Origin of the sequence: Vibrio sp. 10N.261.52.A1, assembly GCF_002876325.1 — a bacterium.
GTDB classification, from domain to species: Bacteria; Pseudomonadota; Gammaproteobacteria; order Enterobacterales; family Vibrionaceae; genus Vibrio; species Vibrio chagasii.
The window spans coordinates 1-226 of sequence record NZ_MCYD01000285.1; the positions used below are offsets into that span (position 1 = coordinate 1).

Genomic DNA, 226 nt, shown 5'->3' on the forward strand with positions numbered 1-226 from the left:
TCGGTGAATAGCGCAGCTTGGTAGCGCATCTGGTTTGGGACCAGAGGGTCGGGGGTTCGAATCCCTCTTCACCGACCACTATTTCAATAATCGCTTGTTAAGCGGTTATACAAAAAGATTAGTGGTGGCTATAGCTCAGTTGGTAGAGCCCTGGATTGTGATTCCGGTGGTCGCGAGTTCGAATCTCGTTAGCCACCCCATTAATTTTGTCGGTGAATAGCGCAGC

2 tRNA genes are annotated in these 226 nt (G+C 50.0%); both read left to right on the forward strand.

Going from position 1 to position 226, the window contains the following annotated elements:
- The first annotated feature begins 1 nt into the window (after nt 1).
- Nucleotides 2-78: transfer RNA gene (locus BCT81_RS03565), tRNA-Pro, on the forward strand.
- A gap of 46 nt (nt 79-124) precedes the next feature.
- Nucleotides 125-200 (forward strand) — tRNA-His (locus BCT81_RS03570).
- Nucleotides 201-226: the final 26 nt, after the last annotated feature.